Raw genomic sequence first — 21,413 nt, 5'->3', positions numbered from 1 at the left:
CAAGCCCTTCTTATCGTTATGCATAGCACGTTAGCTGCTGCCCAAGCGCTTGTGCAAGCCGCTTACGCAAGGCGCTGGGCATCCAGCAGAGCCATAAAGGCTTTGGCCGCATTCGACAGGGTTCGTTCGGTATGCAGGATATAGCCCAGCTGGCGCTGTAGCTGAATGCCGGGAATCGGCAGGCGCGCCACCTGATCATCCAACATGGTGCGCGGCAATACACTCCAGGCCAGGCCGATGGAGACCATCATCTTGATGGTTTCCAGGTAGTTGGTGCTCATGCCGATATTGGGCGTCAGGCCTTGCTCGGCAAACAGCTTGCTGACAATGCGGTTGGTAAACGTGTTTTCGCCAGGAAACACCGCCGGGTGCTGGGCAATGGCGTTCAGATCGATTTTCTTCAGGCGCGCCAACGGATGTTCCGGCGCTGCGACAAAGTCCAGCGGGTCGTCCCATACGGCCACCGCTTTAACCGGCGCGTGGGTTTGCGGCGCCAGGGTGATAACCGCCAGCTCGGCGCGGCCATGGAGGATTTCCTCATAAGCCACTTCTGAATCGAGAAACTGAATATCCAACGCCACCTGCGGATAGGCGCGGGTAAAGGCGCGCAACAGCGGCGGTAAGCGATGCAGGCCGATATGGTGACTGGTGGCCAGGGTCAGGCGTCCGCTGATCTCGCCGTTGAGGTTGCTCAGGGCACGGCGCGTATCATCCAGCACATTGAGAATCTGGTAGGCACGCGGCAGCAGGGCGCGCCCGGCTTCGGTGAGGCTGACTTCGCGGCCGAGGCGGTCGAATAGGCGCATGTTGAGTTGCTGTTCGAGGCTGGCGATGCGCTTGCTGATCGCGGGCTGAGTGAGGTGTAAACGCTCACCGGCGCCGGAAAAACTGGCGGTTTCAGCGATGGCAATAAACGCGTTGAGGTTGGCCAGATCCATACTGGGATTCCACTTGGTTATCCAAAGTATGAAAAATATGAATTTGAGTTATTTAAAGCAAGCCCCTACGATTCACCCCACAAGCTAAAAGGCTATTCCGACCAGGCTTAAAGCGCCGGAATAAAAGGCCTAATGCATAGAAATACTGATGAGGAAAACCTGATGGCTGGCAAGACGCTCTACGACAAACTCTGGGAAGCGCACGAGGTTAAACGTCGTGACGATGGCTCGTCCTTGATCTATATCGACCGCCATATTCTCCACGAAGTGACCTCGCCACAAGCGTTTGAAGGGCTGCGCTTGGCCAGCCGTAAGCCATGGCGCATCGACGCCAACATCGCCACGCCCGACCACAACGTGCCGACCACCCTCACTGAGCGCCAGGGCGGAATCGCCGCCATCGCCGATGAAGTGTCGCGTATTCAGGTGCAAACCCTGGATGACAACTGCGATGAGTTCGGCATTCTCGAATTCAAAATGAATGACGTGCGCCAAGGCATCGTGCATGTGGTTGGCCCGGAGCAGGGCGCTACCCTGCCCGGCATGACCGTGGTCTGCGGCGACTCGCACACCTCGACCCACGGCGCTTTCGGCGCATTGGCCCACGGCATCGGCACCTCGGAAGTTGAACACGTGCTCGCCACCCAGTGCCTGGTGGCCAAGAAAATGAAAAATATGCAGGTGCGCGTTGAGGGCAAATTGCCCTTTGGCGTCACCGCGAAAGACATCGTGCTCGCCGTCATCGGCAAAATCGGTACCGCTGGCGGTAACGGCCATGCTCTGGAGTTCGCCGGCAGCGCCATTCGCGACTTGTCGATGGAAGGGCGCATGACCATCTGCAATATGTCCATCGAAGGCGGCGCGCGCGTCGGCTTGGTGGCCGCAGATGAGAAAACCATCGCCTATATCCAAGGCCGTCCGTTCGCGCCCAAAGGTGCCGATTGGGATGCCGCCGTAGAAGCCTGGAAAGACTTGGTTTCCGACGATGACGCCGTGTTTGACACCGTTATTGAGTTGGACGCCGCGCAGATTCAGCCGCAAGTCACCTGGGGCACGTCGCCTGAAATGGTGCTGCCGGTTGCCGCCAGCGTGCCGGACCCAAGCCAAGAATCCGACCCGGTGAAAAAAGACTCCATCGAACGCGCCTTGAAGTACATGGGCTTGGCCGCCAACCAGGCGATCACCGATATCCATCTCGACCGCGTATTTATCGGCTCGTGTACCAACTCGCGAATTGAAGATTTGCGCGCTGCGGCCGTTGTTGCCAAGGGCCGCAAAGTGGCTTCGACCATCAAGCAGGCCATGGTCGTTCCAGGTTCCGGCTTGGTGAAGGCGCAAGCCGAAGCGGAAGGGTTGCACACCATTTTCCTCGAAGCCGGTTTTGAATGGCGCGAGCCGGGCTGCTCCATGTGCCTGGCGATGAATCCGGACAAACTCGGCAGTGGCGAGCATTGCGCGTCCACCTCCAACCGCAACTTCGAAGGCCGTCAGGGCGCCGGTGGGCGTACCCACTTGGTGAGCCCAGCCATGGCTGCGGCGGCGGCTGTCACCGGCCGCTTTATCGACGTTCGTGAATTGACCCAGGCCTGAGGAGCACATAGATGAAAGCCTTTACCCAACACACCGGCCTGGTAGCACCGCTTGATCGCGCCAACGTCGACACCGACCAGATCATTCCCAAGCAGTTTTTGAAGTCGATCAAACGCACCGGCTTTGGTCCGAACCTGTTTGATGAATGGCGTTACTTGGATGTCGGGCAGCCGAACCAGGACAACTCCAAGCGTCCGGTTAACCAGGATTTCGTGCTTAACCACCCGCGCTACCAAGGCGCCAGCGTATTGCTCGCCCGCGAGAACTTCGGCTGCGGCTCCAGCCGTGAACACGCGCCGTGGGCGTTGGAGGAGTACGGCTTCCGCACCATCATTGCGCCAAGCTATGCCGACATCTTCTTTAACAACAGCTTCAAGAACGGCTTGCTGCCGATCATCTTGCCGGAAGCGGAAGTGGACGAGCTGTTTGAACTGGTGCAAGCCAACATCGGCTACCAGCTGAGCGTTGACCTGGCCGCACAAACTGTCACCCGCGCCGACGGCAAAGTAATTGGTTTTGAAGTGGATGCCTTCCGCAAACACTGCTTGTTGAACGGTTTGGACGATATTGGCCTGACCTTGCAGGACGCTGCTGCCATTAGCACATTCGAAACCAAACACCGGGCCAGCCAGCCCTGGTTGTTCCGCGATTAAAAGCTTCGCCAGAGAGCTGGCTCCTACGGATTGCGACATACCTGTAGGAGCCCGCTTGCCGGCGAACAGTCCTAACGCGGTCCCAATCGGCACCCTTGAAGGAAATCCCCATGACCAGCAACGCCCACGCCCAAGTGGTACAGAAACAATTCGGTGAACAGGCTGCCGCCTACCTGAGCAGTGCTGTGCACGCCCAAGGAACCGAGTTCGCTCTGCTACAGGCTGAGCTGGCCGGTCATGAAAGCGCGCGGGTGCTGGACCTGGGTTGCGGGGCAGGGCACGTCAGTTTCCATGTCGCGCCGTTGGTGGCCGAGGTGGTGGCTTACGACCTGTCGCAGCAAATGCTCGATGTGGTCAGCGCTGCCGCCGTTGATCGCGGGCTGAACAATATTCGCACCCAGCTTGGCGCCGCTGAGCGCTTGCCGTTTGCCGATGGCGAGTTCGACTTCGTGTTCAGCCGTTACTCGGCACACCATTGGAGCGATGTCGGCCAGGCCTTGCGCGAAGTGCGTCGGGTACTGAAACCGGGCGGCATGGCGGCGTTTATTGATGTGTTGTCGCCCGGCAGCCCGCTGCTGGATACCTATTTGCAAACCGTCGAAGTGCTGCGCGACACCAGCCATGTGCGCGACTATTCGGCCAGCGAGTGGCTGCGTTTTGTCAGCGACGCGGGGTTGCATACCCGCAGCTACAGCCGCCAGCGGTTGCTGCTGGAATACAACTCCTGGGTTGAGCGCATGCGCACCCCGCAGAATTTGCGTGTGGCCATTCGTGAACTGCAGCAGGCCATGGGTGCGGAAGTGCGCGCGTATTTCGAGATTGGCGAAGACGGCAGCTTTAGTACCGATGTGTTGGTGCTCTGGGCTGAAAAATAGAACACCTATCTATCCGCTTCCGGCGTCATCCCCGCGCAGGCGGGGATCCAGAATTGAACAGGATTGCTCTGTTCGTCGCGACACTCTGGATTCCCGCCTGCGCGGGAACGACGGGGCTAAAGGTTGAGTTTTGTGCAGCGGGCCGCCAACGGCCCGTTCATTGATTGATTTGAGGAATGTATGAGCAAGCAGATTCTGATTCTTCCAGGCGACGGTATTGGTCCGGAAATCATGGCCGAAGCGGTCAAGGTGCTGGAGCTGGCCAACGACAAGTTCAGCCTGGGCTTTGAGCTAAGCGAAGACGTGATCGGTGGCGCTGCCATCGATAAGCATGGCGTGCCCCTGGCTGACGAAACCCTGGCCCGCGCGCAAGCGGCCGATGCCATTCTGCTGGGCGCCGTCGGTGGCCCAAAGTGGGACAAGATCGAGCGCGATATTCGCCCCGAGCGCGGCCTGCTGAAAATCCGTTCGGCCCTGGGCCTGTTCGCCAACCTGCGTCCGGCCATTCTTTACCCGCAACTGGCTGACGCGTCGTCGTTGAAGCCGGAAGTGGTGGCGGGCCTGGATATTCTCATCGTCCGTGAACTGACCGGCGGCATCTATTTCGGCGCCCCGCGCGGTAGCAAAGAGCTGGAAAACGGCGAGCGTTTCGCCTTTGACACCCTGCCGTACAGCGAAAGCGAAATCCGTCGTATCGCCCGCGTTGGCTTCGACATGGCCCGTGTACGCAATAAAAAGCTCTGCTCGGTCGACAAAGCCAACGTGCTGGCCTCCAGCCAACTCTGGCGTGAAGTGGTTGAAGAAGTGGCCAAGGATTACCCGGACGTCGAACTCAGCCATATGTACGTCGACAACGCCGCCATGCAGTTGGTCCGTGCGCCCAAGCAGTTCGATGTGATGGTTACCGACAATATGTTCGGTGACATTCTGTCGGATGAGGCTTCCATGCTTACCGGTTCCATCGGCATGCTGCCGTCCGCCTCGCTGGATGCCAACAACAAAGGCATGTACGAGCCGTGCCACGGTTCGGCGCCGGATATCGCCGGGCAGGGCATTGCCAACCCATTAGCGACCATTTTGTCGGTGTCCATGCTGCTGCGTTACAGCTTTAACCAGAGCGAAGCGGCAGCGGCCATTGAGCAGGCAGTCAGCGTGGTGTTGGATCAAGGTTTGCGCACGGGCGACATCTGGTCGGCCGGGCATACCAAGGTCGGCACCCGTGAAATGGGTGACGCTGTTGTAGCAGCGCTTAAGGCGCTCTAAGCAAGAACCGCTTTCGGGGTCGCAAGGGCGCCATCAAGTCGGTTACTCTCTGCGGCCCCCTCGAAAGCGGGGCTTCGTATTCATGTTTTCTTAAGGTGTAGTTGCGATGAAGCGTGTAGGTCTGATCGGTTGGCGCGGGATGGTCGGTTCCGTACTCATGCAGCGGATGCTCGAAGAGCAGGATTTCGATTTGATCGAACCGGTGTTCTTCACCACATCCAACGTCGGTGGCCAAGGCCCTGCCGTGGGCAAGGACATTGCCCCGCTGAAAGACGCTTACAGCATTGACGAGCTGAAAAGCCTTGATGTGATCCTCACATGCCAAGGCGGCGACTACACCAGCGAAGTATTCCCCAAGCTGCGCGAGGCGGGCTGGAAGGGCTACTGGATTGACGCGGCCTCGTCGCTGCGTATGGATGACGACTCGGTTATCGTCCTCGACCCGGTCAACCGCAAGGTTATCGACCAGGCGCTGGACGCGGGCACCAAAAACTACATCGGCGGCAACTGCACCGTCAGCCTGATGCTGATGGCATTGGGCGGTCTGTTCGAAGCCGGTCTGGTGGAGTGGATGAATGCCATGACCTACCAGGCTGCCTCCGGCGCTGGTGCGCAGAACATGCGCGAGCTGATCAAACAAATGGGCGCGACCCACGCCGCCGTTGCCGATGAACTGGCCAACCCGGCCAGCGCCATTCTCGATATCGACCGCAAAGTGGCCGAAGCCATGCGCGGCGAAGCGTTCCCCACCGAGAACTTCGGCGTGCCCTTGGCCGGCAGCCTGATTCCGTGGATCGATAAAGAACTGCCCAACGGCCAGAGCCGCGAAGAGTGGAAAGGCCAGGCCGAGACCAACAAAATTCTCGGCCGCTTCAAGAGCCCGATTCCGGTTGATGGCATCTGTGTGCGTATCGGTGCCATGCGCTGCCACAGCCAGGCGCTGACCCTGAAGCTGAACAAAGACGTGCCGTTAAGCGATATCGAAGGCCTGATCAGCCAGCACAACCCGTGGGTAAAACTGGTGCCAAACCAGCGCGAGCTGAGCATGAAGGAACTGACCCCGACTGCCGTGACGGGCACCCTGACCGTTCCGGTTGGCCGTCTGCGCAAGCTGAACATGGGTTCGCAATACCTGGGCGCCTTTACCGTTGGCGACCAGTTGCTGTGGGGTGCTGCTGAACCGCTGCGCCGTATGCTGCGGATTCTGCTCGAGCGTTAAACAACCGTTGTGAAAAAGCAGCCTTGGGGCTCGCCGGTTAACGCCGGCGCCGCGCCAAGGCTGTTTTTTTATGCCCGTGCGGGTACAGTGCCGCTCCCCGCGTTCCACCCCAGGCTTTTTCAGCAGAGGTAACAGCATGAGCCAGACCTTCGATATCGCCATTATTGGCGCCACCGGCACCGTCGGCGAAACCCTTGTGCAGGTGCTGGAAGAGCGCGGTTTTCCCATTGGCACGCTGCATTTGTTGGCCAGTATTGAGTCGGCCGGCGCTTCGGTGCCGTTTCGCGGCAAGAACGTGCGGGTGCGGGAAGTCGAGCAGTTCGACTTCAGTCAGGTGCAGATGGTGTTCTTTGCAGCGGCCGAGCAGGTCACCCATAGCTTTGCACCGCGCGCCCAGGCGGCCGGTTGCTCGCTGATCGACTTGTCTGGCGCCTTGGCGGTGGAGCTGGCGCCAATGGTGGTGCCGGAAGCCAATGCGGCGGTGCTGGAAACCCTCAAGGCTCCCTTTCAGATCAATAGCCCTAGCCCCTGCGCGATTGCCTTGGCTGTGGCTCTGGCGCCATTACGCGAGCAACTGGGCATTCAGCGAGTCAACGCTACGGCCTGTTTGGCGGTATCCAGCGTTGGCCGGGAAGGGGTGTCAGAACTGGCTCGGCAAACGGCGGAATTGTTGAACGTAAGGCCGCTAGAACCGCGTTTTTTTGATCGGCAGATTGCTTTTAATGTGCTGGCTCAGGCCGGAAAGCCTGATGCCACAGGCTATAGCCGGGTAGAAAAGCGCTTGGTTGAAGAGCTCAAGTTAGTGCTGGCCGAGCCGACCCTGAAAGTGTCCGCCACCTGCGTGCTCGCCCCAGTATTTTTCGGTGATAGCCTCAGCGTCTCATTGCAGTGCGCTAACGCCGTTGACCTGGCAGAAGTGAATGCTGCATTGGAAGCCGCTGAGGGTATTGAGCTGGTAGAAGAGGGCGATTATCCGACCGTGGTCGGTGACGCTGTCGGCCAAGATGTGATCTATGTCGGTCGGGTTCGTGTCGGCCTCGACGATTTGTACGAACTCAATTTGTGGATTGCGTCTGATAATGTGCGCAAAGGCGCTGCTCTGAACGCTGTGCAAATCGCTGAGTTATTGATAAAACACTATCTGTAAAAGATACTTACCTAGAAATTTGAAGAATCATTCTAGCTTGGCCTATCTTGGTATATCCGGGGGCTGAGCTGTTGTTGGTTGGGGAACCGCCATTCGGCGGAACAGGCAGCAACTGTATAAGACCCTCTCGCAGTTCGAGAAGAAAAGATAAAACAAGGGATATCGCTATGGCTCGGGTTCGCAAACTGGTGCTGGCAATCGCGGCTGCTTCGGCGCTGACGTCCGGTATGGCGCACGCGTTGGGGCTCGGGGAAGTGACCCTGAAGTCGGCGCTGAATCAGCCATTGGACGCAGAAATCGAATTGGTCGAAGTTCGAGATCTGTCTTCTACCGAGGTGGTTCCCAACCTCGCATCCCCTGAAGAATTCAATAAAGCCGGCATTGATCGACAGTTCTTTCTGACCGATCTCAAGTTCACGCCGGTACTCAAGCCCAATGGCAAGAGTGTTATCCGCGTTACCTCCAGCAAGCCAATCCGTGAGCCTTACCTGAACTTCCTGGTGGAAGTGCTGTGGCCGAGCGGCCGTGTACTGCGTGAATACACCGTACTGCTTGATCCGCCGCTCTATTCCCCACAAGCCGCTGCCGCCGCCGCGCCGAAAGCGCCCGTTGCCGCGCCCGCCGCTAAACCTGCGATTAAACCGACCGTGCCGGCAGCGCCAGCTGCTCGCCCAGCCGCCCCGGTTGCCGCTGAGCCAGCGCCAGCTGCACGTCCTGCCGCTCCTGCGCCAGCGCCGAGCCCAGCTCCGGCCGGCAAGGTTGCAGGCGACACCTACAAAACCACCTCCAGCGACACACTGTGGGAAGTGGCGCAACGCACCCGCTCCAGCGGTTCGGTGCAGCAGGCCATGTTGGCCATTCAAGATCTCAACCCGGATGCCTTCCTCGACGGCAATATCAACCGCCTGAAAAGCGGCCAAGTATTGCGTCTGCCCGATGACCAGCAAATCAAAGCGCGCTCGCAGAGCGATGCCATTGCCCAGGTTGCTCAACAGACCAGCGCCTGGCGTGAAGGCCGTGGCCTGGCCGCCAGCGGTGCGCGTCAACTGGATGCCACCAAACGCGCCACTGCCGGTGATGCTCCGGCCAAGACCGACGAAAAAGACAGCTTGAAGCTGCTCTCCGGTGACGCTGGTAAAGCGGCTAAGGGCAGTGACAAGGGCGCGAGCGGTGACACCAAAGCGCTTAACGACAAGCTCGCGGTCACCAAAGAAAGCCTGGACTCCACTCGCCGTGAAAACGACGAGCTCAAAGGCCGCATGACCGATCTGCAAAGCCAGTTGGACAAGCTCAATCGTCTGATTCAGCTCAAAGACAGCCAGATGGCCAAGCTGCAGGCCGATATCGCCGCTAAAGGTAATCAACCTGCTGCCAACGCGGCCGCCGCAGCTGCTGCGCCGGCTGCTGCCGCTAGCACCACGCCAGCCATCGAGCCCGCTAAACCAGCGGCAGCGGCAGAAGCGACCCCGCCAGTAGCCGCCACTGGCGACAAGCCAGCCGCGCCAGACTACAACTACAGCGACGAACAAGCCGCCAAGCCGGCTGATAGCGCCGCCGAAGCCGCTAAACCAGCCGAAGCTGAGCCGGCTCCAGCGCCTGCACCCACTCCAGCGCCTGCTCCAGCGCCGCAGCCAGAAGCGCAGAAGCCCGCGCCGGCGCCGGTGGTTGAGCCTCAACCGGCCGAAGAAACCAGCTTTGTTGACGACCTGTTCGCCAACCCTATGCTGTTGGGTATTGCCGGTGGCGGCGCCCTGTTGCTGTTGTTGATCGGCCTGATGGTGCTATCGCGCCGCAACGCGCAAAAAGAAGCGCAACTGCACATTGACCTGGCTGCCGACGATGAGCCAAGCCCGTTCAACAATGATCTGGACGTGCCGGATACCTCCTTCGATAACCTGGACAGCGACCTCGACGCACCCTTGGCACCGACCAAGGAAGAGCGTGTGACCGCGCAAACCGGCGACGTGCTCGGCGAAGCTGATATCTACATCGCTTACGGCCGTTTCACCCAGGCTGCGGAACTGCTGCAAGACGCGATCAACAACGAGCCGCATCGTGCCGACCTGCGCCTGAAATTGATGGAAGTGCAGGCCGAACTGGGCGACCAGGAAGGTTTTGCCCGTCAGGAACGCGAGTTGAACGAAATCGGTGGTGCTTACAGCGAAATCGAACAGCTGAAATCGCGCTACCCAGGCATGGCCGTCGCCGCGTTGGGTGCCTTCGCTGGTGCCAACGCTGCCTCGGCGCTGGATAACGATGCGGATAACTTCAGCCTCGACGACCTGACTCTGGACGATCCAGAGCCGGCCGCCGCTCCAGCTGATGATATGGACTTGAGCCTCGACGACCTCGAAGCCGAGCTAGACCGCGACCTGACCTCGGGCAGCAACGATTCGCTGAACGACTTCGGCGACCTGAGCCTGGGCGATGATGAGTTGGACCTGACCTCCACTAGCTCACCAGCCGCCAGCGGCCTGAGCGACCTGGATTTCGATCTGAGCCTGGACGACACCCCAAGCACCAGCAGCAACGCGGCACTGAGCGACGACCTGGCTGATTTCAGCCTGGATCTGGACGAGCCCAAAGCTGCTGCGCCCGCCGAGGAAGATGACTTCCTGCTGAGCCTGGATGACGACCTCAGCAGCTCCAGCAGCAGCGATTTCTCCAGCACCAATGATTTCTCCAGTAACAACGACTTCGCGGACCTCAGCCTGGAACCAGACGCTACGCCAGAGCTGGACGCCGGTCTGGACGCCGAGCACGAACTGCCGGCCGACTTCGACCTGTCCGTACCGGACGACGCCCCAAGCGCGCCGGTCTCCAACGAGACATTCGCCGCCAAGCTGGATGAAGTGACTGCCGAGCTGGATCAGATGAGTGAAAAACTGGACCTGCCGGAAGAAGACGACTTCGACTCGCTGATCGCCCCTGCCAGCAGCCCGGCCGCTGCCGGCCTGGATGCCGACGACGACTTCGACTTCCTGTCCGGTACCGACGAAACCGCCACCAAGCTCGATCTGGCTCGCGCCTACATCGACATGGGTGACAGCGAAGGCGCCCGCGACATCCTTGATGAAGTGATCAGCGAAGGTTCCGACGCCCAACAACAGGAAGCGCGCGAGCTGATCGCCCGTATCGTCTGATCCATGACTGAAGCAACACCGACAGCGGCGGCCGAAATGGCCGCCGTTGGCTTTTCCAGAATCGCCCTTGGCGTTGAATACAAAGGCTCGCGTTATCGTGGCTGGCAACGTCAGGCCTCCGGCGTGGCGACTGTTCAGGAAGAGCTGGAAAAAGCCTTATCCCGCGTGGCCGATTCTGCCGTAGTGCTCAACTGCGCCGGGCGTACCGATGCTGGTGTGCATGCCTGCGGCCAAGTGGTGCATTTCGATACCCAGGCCGAACGCTCCATGAAAGCCTGGGTGATGGGCGCCAACATCAATTTGCCCCACGACATCAGCGTGACCTGGGCCAAGGTGATGCCGGCGCACTTTCATGCGCGCTTTAAAGCCACTGCCCGGCGCTACCGCTATGTCATCTATAACGATCAGATTCGTCCGGCGCACCTGGGTGAAGAGATCACCTGGAATCACCGCCCGCTGGATGTCGAGCGCATGCGCGAGGCCGCTCAGTATCTGGTTGGGGAACACGACTTCAGCGCCTTCCGCGCCGGCCAATGCCAAGCCAAATCGCCGATCAAAAAGATGCATCACCTGCGGGTTACCCAGCACGGCAAGATGATTGTGCTGGACCTGCGCGCCAACGCCTTTCTGCACCATATGGTGCGCAACATTGCCGGCGTGCTGATGACTATTGGCGCCGGTGAGCGTCCGGTGGAGTGGATGAAAGAGGTGCTGGAGTCGCGAATTCGCCGCACCGGTGGCGTAACGGCGCATCCGTTTGGCCTGTACTTGGTTCAGGTGGAATATCCGGCAGAATTCGTGCTGCCTGAGCGATATATCGGCCCGCATTTCCTCTCGGGCCTACCGGACCTGTGCTGACGCTCAGCAACTGGCTTTGCTACCATCCCTGCCTCTGAATAAAGAGCTTCTGAACAAAAGGTACGTTGCCGTGGCAGTCGTTCGTAGCAAAATCTGTGGCATCACCCGACTCGAAGACGCCCTTGCGGCCATCGAGGCGGGCGCCGACGCCATTGGCTTTGTGTTCTATGCCAAAAGCCCACGGGCGGTAACGGCTGAGCAGGCGCGCGCAATCATCGCGGCGTTGCCGCCTTTTGTGACCACCGTGGGCTTGTTTGTTGATATGCCGCGCGCCGAGCTGACGACCTTGTTGCAGGCGGTGCCGCTGGATCTGTTGCAGTTCCATGGTGACGAAACAGCCGCTGACTGTGCTGGCTATGGGCGGCCGTTTATTAAAGCGCTGCGGGTGCAGGCCGGTGACGACGTCAGCGCGATGATCGCGCTTTATCCAGAGGCTTCAGGCATTCTGCTCGACACCTTTGTCGCCGGCGTGCCAGGCGGTACCGGTGAGGCGTTTGACTGGAGCCTGGTGCCGGAGCAGTCGCCCAAACCCATTATTCTGGCCGGTGGTTTGACCGCAGAAAACGTTCGCGCTGCTATCGAGCAAGTACAGCCTTATGCGGTGGATGTCAGCGGCGGGGTAGAGCAGAGCAAAGGCATTAAGAGTGGGGAAAAAGTACGGGCGTTTATCCGTGCGGTGAAGGGCGCTTAGGCGCGAGCGATGGCATGTGACGGCTGGCCAGTAGTGGCCGTCCATACCCCTGTCGCCGCGCAAGCGCATGAACTTCGCGCAGGCTTAGGGGTTTAACCCATACAGCGGTAAGCGGCAGTAGCGAGTCCAGCCCCGGCGCCCATGAGCGTAACGGCCGGACGGCAAACCTGAATTTTTGCTTGGTGCAGGCAACCGGTAACAGGGTCTGAACAAGCCAACAGCTTTGGAGATTGAGTGCATGAGTAACTGGCTGGTAGATAAGCTGATCCCATCGATCATGCGTTCCGAGGTGAAAAAGAGCTCTGTTCCCGAGGGCTTGTGGCACAAGTGCCCATCCTGCGAAGCGGTGCTCTACCGCCCCGAACTGGAAAAGACCCTGGATGTTTGCCCCAAGTGCAACCACCACATGCGTATCGGTGCTCGCGCCCGTCTGGATATCTTCCTCGACGCCGAAGGCCGTGAAGAAATTGGCGCCGACCTGGAGCCAGTTGACCGTCTGAAATTCCGCGACGGCAAAAAATACAAAGACCGCCTCAGCGCCGCGCAAAAGCAGACCGGCGAAAAAGATGCCCTGATCGCCATGCGCGGCACCCTTGAGCAAATCCCCGTTGTTGCATGTGCTTTTGAATTCGCCTTTATGGGCGGTTCGATGGGCGCCATCGTCGGAGAGCGTTTTGTTCAGGCCGCCAACGTAGCCTTGAAAGAGCGCGCGCCGCTGGTGTGCTTTGCCGCTTCCGGTGGTGCGCGTATGCAGGAAGCGCTGATCTCGCTGATGCAAATGGCCAAGACCTCGGCGGTACTGGCCCGTCTGCGGGAAGAGGGCGTACCGTTTATCTCCGTGCTCACCGACCCGGTTTATGGTGGCGTCTCGGCCAGCTTGGCCATGCTCGGTGATGTGATTGTGGCTGAGCCCAAGGCGTTGATCGGCTTTGCCGGCCCTCGCGTGATTGAGCAAACCGTGCGTGAGAAGCTGCCGGAAGGTTTCCAGCGCAGCGAGTTTCTCCAGGCCCACGGCGCGATCGACATGATCATTTCCCGTCAGGAGCTGCGTCCGCGTTTGGCGCGCCTGTTGGCGCAAATGCAAAACCTGCCGACGCCGGCCATTACCCCGCCCGCTATCAGCGCATGAGTAACAGCCCCGTGCAGCGCGACCTGGCGCAATGGCTGAGTTACTTGGAGCAGTTGCACCCGGTAGCCATCGACATGGGGCTGGATAGATCCAGAGAGGTGGCCAGCCGCCTCGGTCTGGGCCGGCCGGCAGCCACGGTGATTACCGTAACGGGCACCAACGGCAAAGGCTCCACCTGCGCGTTTCTCGCCGCGCTGTTGGCTGAGCAGGGCCTGAAAGTCGGCGTGTATAGCTCGCCGCACTTGCTGCGCTACAACGAGCGTGTGCAGGTGGCGGGCGTCGAAGCCACTGACGCCGAACTGTGCGAAGCTTTCGCGGCCGTTGAAGCGGCCCGCAGCGAAATCTCCCTGACCTACTTTGAAGTCGGCACCTTGGCCGCGTTCTGGCTGTTCCAGCGCAGTGGCCTGGATGCGGCGGTGCTGGAAGTGGGGCTGGGCGGGCGCCTGGATACAGTCAATCTGATCGATCCCGATCTGGCGTTGGTCACCAGCATTGGTTTGGACCACGCCGAGTATCTGGGTGATACCCGCGAATCGGTGGCGATCGAAAAAGCCGGCATCTTTCGCGCGGGCGTCCCGGCTATTTGCGGCGACCTCAACCCGCCGTTGCCCATGCTGCAACATGCCGATGCATTGAAAGCGCCGTTCCTATTGCGCGGCCGCGATTACGATCTGGCCGTGACTGAGCAGGGCTGGCATTGGCGCGGCGTGAATGTCGCCCGCGAAGAAATCAGCCTGCACGACCTGCCATTGCTGGGTTTGCCGATGGAAAACGCGGCGCTGGCGTTGCAGGCCTACGCGCTGCTCGACCTGCCGTGGCAGGTTGACCAGTTGGTCACGGCGTTGCAGCGCACCCGGGTAACCGGGCGCCTGGACCGGCGCGTGGTGAATTGGCGTGGCAAGGCACTCACGCTGCTGCTGGATGTTGGGCATAATCCCCATGCCGCCGAGTATCTGGCGCAGCGTTTGACTAGTCAGGCGCTGGCAGGTAAGCGTCTGGCGGTGTTCGGTTTGTTGGCCGACAAGGACCTAGCTGGGGTTGTCGCGCCGTTGCTTAAGCAAGTAGCAGCCTGGGCTGTAGCGCCACTGCCAACACCGCGTTCGCGGCCGGCCGCAGAGCTGCAAGCGACATTGTTGAACCTTGGCGCCGATGTGGTTGCCTATGACGACATCGCCGCGGCACTTGAAGCGCAGCTAAACCGCGCCACTGCTGATGATGAAATACTGTTGTTTGGTTCTTTTTACTGCGTGGCCGAGGCCCTGGAATGGCTGGCCCGCCATGCCATGGGGGACGTAGGGAATGGCTTTGCTGGATAAAGGCTTGAAGCAACGGGTAGTCGGTGCGTTGGTGCTGGTGGCGCTAGCGATTATTTTCTTGCCGATGTTGCTGTCGCGTCCGGATGAGTCGCGCCGCGTGGTCGTCGACGCGCCCGCCATGCCGCAAGCGCCGGCCATGCCTGAAGTGGCGCAGGAGCCGGTTTCCGTCCCAGAGCCTGAGTTGCTGCCGGAAGAGCCGGTCCCGGTTGACCAGCCCGCGACAACGCCTGCGCCATTGCCGACGGCTCCGGTTGCCATCACGCAGCCATCTACGCCACCGTCCACGCCAATTTCGCCGGCCCCATCGGTGCCCGTATCGGCAAAACCGCCCGCTACCGCTAGCGCCACCCCGGCCGCTCCGGCTGCCGCGCCTAGTCGTCTGGACGCTAATAGCCTGCCGATCAGTTGGTCGATCCAATTGGCGAGCCTGTCCAATCGTGCCAGCGCAGAAAGCCTGCAAAAAACCCTGCGTAGCCAGGGTTACAACGCCTATATCCGCAGTGCCGAAGGCATGAATCGGGTGTTTGTCGGGCCGTTGATCGAACGCGCCGAGGCGGACCGCCTGCGTGATCAACTCACTAAACAGCAAAAGCTCAAAGGCTTTGTGGTGCGCTTTCAGCCGGAAAGCAGCTGAGTAGGTGCGTAGGCTGTGCTGCGCGCACCAGTGCGTACTCAGGGCGGACGCTTGATGTGCCCGCCTAATCGACACGAGCCAACCCCCGCCGCAGCCTATTCTTTTCGCCCGGCGGCAATGAATTAATCTGCGTCTGATGAATCTCGGGTTACTCCTTGCCGAGCGCTCTGCTAAAATCCCGCGCCTCTTCCGTCGGTAGGCCTGCAACGTGCCATTTACCTGGGTCGATTGGGCGATCATCGCCGTTATCGCGATCTCCAGTTTAATCAGCTTGAAACGTGGCTTCGTCAAAGAGGCCCTGTCGCTGGTGACCTGGATCATTGCCGGGGTCGTTGCCTGGATGTTTGGCGGCGCACTCTCCCAGCACCTGGTTGATTACATCGACACCCCTTCCGCCCGCGTTATTGCCGGGTGTGCCATTCTTTTCGTCGCCACCTTGTTAGTGGGTGCGCTATTTAATTTTCTTATTGGCGAGCTGGTTCGCGTTACCGGACTATCGGGCACTGACCGTGTGCTAGGCATGGTATTTGGTGCCGCGCGTGGTGGTTTGCTGGTGGTGTTGCTGGTCGGCCTGCTGAGCCTGGCGCCGGTGACCCAGGATTCCTGGTGGCAACAGTCGGCGTTAGTCCCGCATTTTCTGATCGTCGCCGATTGGTCGAAAAACATGATTCTTACCCTGGCCAGTCAATGGCTGGCCAGTGGTGTGAGTGGGCCTGCGGAGTTGTCGTTTAAAAACGTGCTGCAGCCAAAACCGCTTTAAGCAGTAGATAGACAGTTTTTGAAGGGTAGCGGACGCGGTGTAAGCGGGCGCTACGGCTTCGTTGCTTTTAAACCTAGATAGGGGTTGCGTCGCATGTGTGGCATCGTCGGTATCGTCGGTAAGTCGAACGTCAATCAGGCGCTGTATGACGCGCTTACCGTCCTCCAACATCGCGGCCAGGACGCTGCCGGTATCGTGACCAGCCATGATGGCAAGCTGTACCTGCGCAAGGACAACGGCCTGGTTCGCGACGTCTTCCATCAGCGCCATATGCAGCGTCTGGTCGGGCATATGGGCATCGGCCATGTGCGCTACCCAACCGCAGGCAGCTCCACCTCGGCAGAGGCGCAGCCGTTCTACGTGAACTCGCCGTACGGCATCACCCTGGCGCACAACGGCAACTTGACCAACGTCGAGCAGCTGGCCAAGGAGATCTACGAGTCGGACCTGCGCCACGTCAACACCAACTCCGATTCGGAAGTGCTGCTCAACGTGTTCGCCCATGAACTGGCGGTACGCGGCAAGCTGCAACCCACCGAAGACGACGTGTTCGCTGCGGTCACCGACGTGCACAAACGCTGCTCCGGTGGTTACGCAGTAGTCGCCATGGTGACTGGCTACGGCATTGTTGGTTTCCGCGACCCGAACGGCATTCGCCCGATCGTGTTTGGCCAGCGCCATACCGACGAAGGCGTGGAATATATGATCGCCTCCGAAAGCGTCTCGCTGGACGTGCTCGGCTTCACCCTGATCCGCGACCTGGCTCCGGGCGAAGCGGTGTACATCACCGAAGACGGCAAGCTCTCTACCCGTCAGTGCGCCACCAACCCGAAATACGCCCCGTGCATTTTCGAACACGTGTACCTGGCCCGTCCGGATTCGATCATGGACGGTATCTCGGTATACAAAGCGCGCCTGCGTATGGGCGAGAAGCTGGCCGAGAAAATTCTCCGCGAGCGCCCAGACCACGATATCGACGTGGTTATCCCAATTCCGGACACCAGCCGCACCTCGGCACTGGAATTGGCCAACCACCTGGGCGTGAAATTCCGCGAAGGCTTCGTGAAAAACCGCTATATCGGCCGCACCTTCATCATGCCCGGCCAAGCGGCGCGCAAGAAATCGGTACGCCAGAAGCTCAACGCTATTGAGCTGGAGTTCCGCGGCAAGAACGTCATGCTGGTGGATGACTCCATCGTGCGCGGCACCACTTGCAAGCAGATTATTCAAATGGCCCGCGAAGCTGGCGCCAAGAACGTTTACTTCTGCTCGGCAGCACCTGCCGTGCGTTACCCGAACGTGTACGGCATCGATATGCCCAGCGCCCATGAGCTGATTGCGCACAACCGCACGACTGAACAAGTGGCTGAGCTGATCGGCGCTGATTGGCTGATTTACCAAGACCTCAGTGACTTGATCGAAGCGGTCGGCGGCGGCAAGGTGAAAATCGATCACTTTGACTGCGCGGTATTCGACGGCAAGTACGTCACTGGCGATGTCAGTGAGGCTTACCTGAACCGTATCGAGCAGGCGCGTAACGACTCGTCAAAGATCAAGACCAATGTGGTCAGCGCCATTATTGATCTGTACAACAACTGATAAGCCCAGCCCGCTCTGGCGGGCTGCACACCTTTTGCGATGGAGTAGGGCATGACACAGGAATGGGATGCCGGCCGGCTGGACAGCGACCTTGAAGGCGTAGGTTTTGACACCCTGGCGGTGCGCGCCGGCCAGCACCGCTCGGCTGAGCAGGAGCACGGCGAGGCGATGTTCTTCACCTCCAGCTATGTGTTCCGTAGCGCCGCCGAGGCCGCTGCGACCTTTGCTGGCGACAAGCCGGGCAACGTCTATTCGCGTTACACCAACCCTACCGTGCGCACCTTTGAGGAGCGCATTGCCGCCCTGGAAGGCGCCGATCAAGCGGTGGCCATGGCTTCCGGTATGTCGGCGATCATGGGCGCGATCATGTCGCTGTGCAGCGCTGGCGACCATGTGTTGGTGTCGCGCAGTGTGTTTGGCTCGACCATCAGCCTGTTCGAGAAGTACCTCAAGCGTTTTGGCGTGCAGGTCGACTATGTCGAGCTGTCCAACGTCGAAGGCTGGGGCGCGGCGTGCAAGCCGAACACCAAGCTGTTCTTTGTGGAGTCGCCGTCCAACCCGCTGGCCGAGTTGGTGGATATCGCCGCTCTCGCTGAGGTGGCCCATAGCCGTGGCGCGCTGCTGATCGTCGACAACTGCTTCTGCACCCCGGCCTTGCAAAAACCGCTGAGCTTGGGCGCCGACGTGGTGGTGCATTCGGCCACCAAGTTTATCGACGGCCAAGGCCGTTGCTTGGGCGGCGTGGTGGCTGGGCGTGAAGCGCTGATGAAGGAAGTTGTGGGTTTTCTGCGCACCTGCGGGCCGACCCTTAGCCCGTTCAACGCCTGGATTTTCCTTAAAGGCCTGGAAACCCTGCGTATCCGTATGCAGGCCCATTGCGCTAGCGCGCAGATTCTCGCTGAGTGGCTGGAAAAGCAGCCCGGCATCGAGAAAGTGCACTACGCCGGCCTGCCGAGCCACCCGCAGCACGAACTGGCCAAGCGTCAGCAGCGCGCGTTTGGCGCGGTGGTGAGCTTTGAAGTGAAGGGCGGCAAAGAGGGTGCCTGGCGCTTTATCGATGCCACCCGTTTGCTGTCGATCACCGCCAACCTCGGTGATAGCAAATCCACCATCACTCACCCGAGTACCACTTCCCACGGCCGTTTGAGCCCGGAAGAGCGAGCGGCGGCTGGCCTGCGCGATAGCTTGATTCGTGTGGCCGTGGGCTTGGAAGAAGTGGAAGACATCCAGGCCGATCTGGCCCGTGGTCTTGCGGCGCTGTGATTGAGCGGGCGCGATGATTGAGTTGGAAGTCGGCGCCTCCTTGCCCAACAACGGTAAGGTGGCCCTGGTCACCGGCGCCGCTCGCGGTATTGGCTTGGGCATCGCTGCCTGGCTGATCGCTGAGGGTTGGCAGGTGGTGCTGGCCGATACCGAGCGGGAGCGCGCTGCCAAGGTGGCCAGAGTGCTGGGTGAAAATGCCTGGTTTGTGGCCATGGACGTCAGCCAGGAAAGCCAGGTGGTGGAGGGGGTGGCCCAAGTGCTCGGGCAGTTTGGTCGCCTGGATGCACTGATCAACAACGCCGGGATTGCCGACCCACATAACTCGCCGCTCGATAGCCTCGAACTCGCCCACTGGAATCGCGTGTTGGCGGTCAACCTCAGCGGGCCGCTGTTACTGGCCAAACATTGCGCGCCTTACTTGCGTGCACACTACGGCGCCATCATCAATATCACCTCGACCCGCGCCCATCAGGCCGAAGCCAATACCGAAGCCTACTCAGCGAGCAAGGGTGGCCTGCTGTCCTTGACCCACGCCTTGGCCGTTAGCCTGGGCCCGGATATCCGCGTGAACGCGGTCAGCCCAGGCTGGATTGATGCCCGCGATCCTTGTGAACGCCGTGCGCAGCCCTTGAGCGATGCCGATCATGATCAGCATCCGGCGGGTAGGGTAGGCACGGTAGAAGATGTAGCCGCGCAAGTGGCCTGGCTGCTGTCAGCCAGCGCCGGCTTTATCACCGGCCAGGAATTTGTCGTTGACGGCGGCATGAGCAGAAAGATGATTTACCGCTAAACGCCGAAGGGTGCGCTGTGCGCACAGCACGCCCTGCGACAGATCCCGATTTTACGGCTAACCGTAACGAGCGGCCTTAACGCGGCCGCAAGTCAATCGCCGAATCCCCTTGCCCATCAAACAACTGCCCAGGCTTGGCCGGCAGAATGCTTGGCCGAGCGTTGTCACCGGTACCGTCGAGTACGCGGATATCGCTGTATTTCTTGCCAGACAAGGCCGCCAAGCCAGCCGCATCGCGGACCACGGTTGGGCGCAGGAATACCATCAGGTTGCGTTTGGTGTGGGTTTCCTTGCTAGAGCGAAACAGCCGGCCCAGCCAGGGTATATCACCGAGCAGCGGCACCCTTGAGTCGCTCATGGTGACGTCGTCCTGAATCAAACCGCCGAGCACGATTACTTGGCCGTCCTCGGCGAGAATGGTGCTTTTGATCGAGCGTTTGTTGGTGATCAAGTCCACTGCTTGCGCGGAGATCGTCGCGCTGGGGGCAATCGAGGAAATTTCCTGCTCTATCTCCAGGCGCAATGAAGCGCCGTCGTTTATGTGCGGCGTGACCTTGAGGGTGACGCCGATATCTTTTCGCTCGATGGTGGTGAACGGGTTGGTGGTGCCGTTGGTGGTGCCGCTGGTGCTGTAGGAGCCGGTCTGGAATGGCACGTTCTGGCCCACCAGAATTTCTGCCTTCTGGTTATCCAATGTCAGCAGGCTGGGAGTGGAAAGCAGATTGCTTTTACTATTGGCCGACAGGGCGGTAATCAGCGCGCCGAAATTTTTGCTGCCCAGGCCGATAATGGCGCCGTCAGGCAAGTTGCCGGGTACCTCGTCATCCCTTATCGCCTGCAACACCGAACCTACGGAAAGCCCGGTGTTGGTGAAGTTCACCCCACCCAGACCGCCGGTGCTGCCACGGGCATCTACCGCCCACTGCACGCCAAGCGCATCACTGATATCACCGGAAATTTCCACGATTGCCGCCTCGACCATTACTTGAGCGCGGGGCACGTCCAGTTGATGCACGATATCTTCCAGCATTGCCACGGTATCGGGCTCCGCTAACAGCACTAGCGCGTTCAGGCTTTCGTCGGCACGGATCAGAATATTCTGCGGCTTGCCGCCTCCTGCCTCCGCTCCACCGCCCGCTGGATTTTTGATTCCTTCGGAGATTTCGCCGAGCACGGTGGCCAGAGTCTTGGCGTCGTTGTGGCGCAGGCGAATCACCCGCGTATTGGCCGAACGGCTGCTGGGCGTATCCAGCGATTTTGCCAAACCGATCATGCGTGCTCGCGCAGCAGGCGGACCCAGCAAAATCAGGCGGTTGGTACGGGTGTCGGCAATTACTTGAGTGCCCGAGGTGCCCTTGGCCTGGCCGCGAGAAATGCTGGCGTTCAGCGCTTCGGCGGCATCGGTGACCCAGGCATATTGCAGGTTGAGCACGCTGTAATCGTTTTCACTTTTCTGATCCAACTGGTGAACCAGGTCTTCGATACGGGTGACGTTGGCGCTGCGGTCGCTGATTATCAGCGCGTTGGCCGAGGTCACTGCGGCCA

Annotated in this window: 18 protein-coding genes; 16 read left to right on the top strand and 2 right to left on the bottom strand. The window is 60.1% G+C overall.

Annotation, left to right across the window (positions count from 1 at the left end; translation table 11 throughout):
- Positions 1-62: 62 nt before the first annotated feature.
- Positions 63-938, bottom strand: a complete 876-nt coding sequence (locus AAAB16_RS18405) for a LysR family transcriptional regulator (protein WP_340664629.1) — start codon at positions 936-938, stop codon at positions 63-65.
- A 162-nt stretch (positions 939-1,100) separates the two neighbouring features.
- On the opposite strand from AAAB16_RS18405, the gene leuC reads away from it, so the two are divergent.
- The 16 genes from leuC to AAAB16_RS18325 all read left to right on the top strand — a co-directional run bounded on the left by leuC (position 1,101) and on the right by AAAB16_RS18325 (position 19,868).
- Positions 1,101-2,528: a 3-isopropylmalate dehydratase large subunit gene (gene leuC / locus AAAB16_RS18400; protein WP_340664628.1), complete on the top strand. Its 1,428-nt coding sequence runs from the start codon at positions 1,101-1,103 to the stop codon at positions 2,526-2,528.
- 11 nt (positions 2,529-2,539) lie between these two features.
- A complete protein-coding gene (gene leuD, locus AAAB16_RS18395) occupies positions 2,540-3,181 on the top strand; it encodes a 3-isopropylmalate dehydratase small subunit (RefSeq protein WP_340664627.1) in 642 nt (213 codons plus the stop codon).
- Positions 3,182-3,291: 110 nt separating this feature from the next.
- Positions 3,292-4,056 (top strand): class I SAM-dependent methyltransferase, encoded by a 765-nt coding sequence (locus AAAB16_RS18390; protein ID WP_340664626.1) that lies wholly within the window; start codon positions 3,292-3,294, stop codon positions 4,054-4,056.
- A gap of 180 nt (positions 4,057-4,236) precedes the next feature.
- The gene (leuB, locus tag AAAB16_RS18385) at positions 4,237-5,319 is read left to right on the top strand and encodes a 3-isopropylmalate dehydrogenase (protein WP_340664625.1); all 1,083 of its coding nucleotides are present in this window, start codon (positions 4,237-4,239) and stop codon (positions 5,317-5,319) included.
- Between the two features lie 106 nt (positions 5,320-5,425).
- Positions 5,426-6,538 carry an aspartate-semialdehyde dehydrogenase gene (gene asd, locus AAAB16_RS18380; protein ID WP_340664624.1) on the top strand — a complete coding sequence of 371 codons (1,113 nt, stop codon included), beginning with the start codon at positions 5,426-5,428 and terminating at the stop codon, positions 6,536-6,538.
- 136 nt (positions 6,539-6,674) lie between these two features.
- Positions 6,675-7,685, top strand: coding sequence for an aspartate-semialdehyde dehydrogenase (locus tag AAAB16_RS18375; RefSeq protein ID WP_340664623.1), 1,011 nt, complete (start codon positions 6,675-6,677; stop codon positions 7,683-7,685).
- 167 nt (positions 7,686-7,852) lie between these two features.
- Positions 7,853-10,828: a FimV/HubP family polar landmark protein gene (locus tag AAAB16_RS18370; RefSeq protein ID WP_340664622.1), complete on the top strand. Its 2,976-nt coding sequence runs from the start codon at positions 7,853-7,855 to the stop codon at positions 10,826-10,828.
- A 3-nt stretch (positions 10,829-10,831) separates the two neighbouring features.
- The gene (gene truA / locus AAAB16_RS18365) at positions 10,832-11,686 is read left to right on the top strand and encodes a tRNA pseudouridine(38-40) synthase TruA (RefSeq protein ID WP_340664621.1); all 855 of its coding nucleotides are present in this window, start codon (positions 10,832-10,834) and stop codon (positions 11,684-11,686) included.
- A 70-nt stretch (positions 11,687-11,756) separates the two neighbouring features.
- Positions 11,757-12,377, top strand: a complete 621-nt coding sequence (locus AAAB16_RS18360) for a phosphoribosylanthranilate isomerase (RefSeq protein WP_340664620.1) — start codon at positions 11,757-11,759, stop codon at positions 12,375-12,377.
- Between the two features lie 238 nt (positions 12,378-12,615).
- Entirely contained in the window at positions 12,616-13,506 is an 891-nt protein-coding gene (gene accD, locus AAAB16_RS18355) for an acetyl-CoA carboxylase, carboxyltransferase subunit beta (RefSeq protein ID WP_340664619.1), read from the top strand.
- Positions 13,503-14,822, top strand: a complete 1,320-nt coding sequence (folC, locus tag AAAB16_RS18350; RefSeq protein ID WP_340664618.1) for a bifunctional tetrahydrofolate synthase/dihydrofolate synthase — start codon at positions 13,503-13,505, stop codon at positions 14,820-14,822. The genes accD and folC overlap by 4 nt, the downstream gene beginning before the upstream one ends.
- Positions 14,806-15,456, top strand: a complete 651-nt coding sequence (locus tag AAAB16_RS18345) for an SPOR domain-containing protein (protein WP_340664617.1) — start codon at positions 14,806-14,808, stop codon at positions 15,454-15,456. Before folC ends, AAAB16_RS18345 begins: the two co-directional genes overlap by 17 nt.
- Before the next feature lie 208 nt (positions 15,457-15,664).
- Positions 15,665-16,216: a CvpA family protein gene (locus tag AAAB16_RS18340; protein ID WP_340664616.1), complete on the top strand. Its 552-nt coding sequence runs from the start codon at positions 15,665-15,667 to the stop codon at positions 16,214-16,216.
- Positions 16,217-16,309: 93 nt separating this feature from the next.
- Positions 16,310-17,815, top strand: coding sequence for an amidophosphoribosyltransferase (purF, locus tag AAAB16_RS18335; RefSeq protein WP_340664615.1), 1,506 nt, complete (start codon positions 16,310-16,312; stop codon positions 17,813-17,815).
- Positions 17,816-17,866: 51 nt separating this feature from the next.
- The gene (locus AAAB16_RS18330) at positions 17,867-19,078 is read left to right on the top strand and encodes an O-succinylhomoserine sulfhydrylase (RefSeq protein ID WP_340664614.1); all 1,212 of its coding nucleotides are present in this window, start codon (positions 17,867-17,869) and stop codon (positions 19,076-19,078) included.
- A 13-nt stretch (positions 19,079-19,091) separates the two neighbouring features.
- Positions 19,092-19,868 (top strand): SDR family oxidoreductase, encoded by a 777-nt coding sequence (locus tag AAAB16_RS18325; RefSeq protein ID WP_340664613.1) that lies wholly within the window; start codon positions 19,092-19,094, stop codon positions 19,866-19,868.
- Positions 19,869-19,944: 76 nt separating this feature from the next.
- Here the strand turns inward: AAAB16_RS18325 and gspD are convergent.
- Positions 19,945-21,413, bottom strand: a 1,469-nt coding sequence (gene gspD / locus AAAB16_RS18320; protein WP_340664612.1) for a type II secretion system secretin GspD, incomplete at its 5' end; no start/stop codon positions are given.

The sequence above is a fragment of the Pseudomonas sp. genome (genome assembly GCF_037994325.1).
In the GTDB taxonomy this organism is placed as follows: domain Bacteria; phylum Pseudomonadota; class Gammaproteobacteria; order Pseudomonadales; family Pseudomonadaceae; genus Aquipseudomonas.
Note: the sequence above shows the minus strand (reverse complement) of the source record. Positions and strands in the feature narration are given on the sequence as shown.

Excerpts from the sequence above, each read along its gene's own strand:
- AAAB16_RS18330 (WP_340664614.1), top strand. The coding sequence starts at position 17,867 with ATGACACAGGAATGGGATGCCGGCCGGCTGGACAGCGACCTTGAAGGC.
- folC (WP_340664618.1), top strand. The coding sequence starts at position 13,503 with ATGAGTAACAGCCCCGTGCAGCGCGACCTGGCGCAATGGCTGAGTTAC.
- AAAB16_RS18405 (WP_340664629.1), bottom strand. The coding sequence starts at position 938 with ATGGATCTGGCCAACCTCAACGCGTTTATTGCCATCGCTGAAACCGCC.
- leuD (WP_340664627.1), top strand. The coding sequence starts at position 2,540 with ATGAAAGCCTTTACCCAACACACCGGCCTGGTAGCACCGCTTGATCGC.
- leuC (WP_340664628.1), top strand. The coding sequence starts at position 1,101 with ATGGCTGGCAAGACGCTCTACGACAAACTCTGGGAAGCGCACGAGGTT.
- purF (WP_340664615.1), top strand. The coding sequence starts at position 16,310 with ATGTGTGGCATCGTCGGTATCGTCGGTAAGTCGAACGTCAATCAGGCG.
- AAAB16_RS18390 (WP_340664626.1), top strand. The coding sequence starts at position 3,292 with ATGACCAGCAACGCCCACGCCCAAGTGGTACAGAAACAATTCGGTGAA.
- AAAB16_RS18370 (WP_340664622.1), top strand. The coding sequence starts at position 7,853 with ATGGCTCGGGTTCGCAAACTGGTGCTGGCAATCGCGGCTGCTTCGGCG.
- AAAB16_RS18325 (WP_340664613.1), top strand. The coding sequence starts at position 19,092 with ATGATTGAGTTGGAAGTCGGCGCCTCCTTGCCCAACAACGGTAAGGTG.
- AAAB16_RS18345 (WP_340664617.1), top strand. The coding sequence starts at position 14,806 with ATGGCTTTGCTGGATAAAGGCTTGAAGCAACGGGTAGTCGGTGCGTTG.
- truA (WP_340664621.1), top strand. The coding sequence starts at position 10,832 with ATGACTGAAGCAACACCGACAGCGGCGGCCGAAATGGCCGCCGTTGGC.
- AAAB16_RS18375 (WP_340664623.1), top strand. The coding sequence starts at position 6,675 with ATGAGCCAGACCTTCGATATCGCCATTATTGGCGCCACCGGCACCGTC.
- leuB (WP_340664625.1), top strand. The coding sequence starts at position 4,237 with ATGAGCAAGCAGATTCTGATTCTTCCAGGCGACGGTATTGGTCCGGAA.
- asd (WP_340664624.1), top strand. The coding sequence starts at position 5,426 with ATGAAGCGTGTAGGTCTGATCGGTTGGCGCGGGATGGTCGGTTCCGTA.
- accD (WP_340664619.1), top strand. The coding sequence starts at position 12,616 with ATGAGTAACTGGCTGGTAGATAAGCTGATCCCATCGATCATGCGTTCC.